Source organism: Pseudoalteromonas sp. Angola-7, assembly GCF_028599255.1.
GTDB lineage: Bacteria > Pseudomonadota > Gammaproteobacteria > Enterobacterales > Alteromonadaceae > Pseudoalteromonas > Pseudoalteromonas atlantica.
This window is the reverse complement of the sequence record NZ_JAQREL010000074.1, coordinates 1-255: the sequence shown is the minus strand read 5'-3', so window position 1 is coordinate 255 and position 255 is coordinate 1. Positions and strand designations below refer to the sequence as shown.

Here is a 255-nt window from a genome sequence, read left to right as displayed (position 1 = left end):
TGGTTATGCTTCATATGCACTGGCGTGCTTTTACCAAATTCTAAGCCATCAAATGACCAGCTATAACGTTCCATATTTCCGGTTAAATGCAACTCAATTTCAGCTTCTGGCTCTTGCTGGTTAGTGATCCCTTCAAGTGAGTGTAAATCTGCAAGTGTTAAAACACGGCGACCATTTTTACGTAAACCAATACCAGGATCATCAAGATTTGTTCTAGGCATATCAACGCGCATATCAACTGAAGCTCCATACTCC

Annotated in this window: 1 pseudogene; it reads right to left on the bottom strand. The window is 41.2% G+C overall.

Going from position 1 to position 255, the window contains the following annotated elements:
- Window positions 1–255: pseudogene (locus PSH50_RS21295) on the bottom strand (copper resistance system multicopper oxidase); the annotation flags it as partial.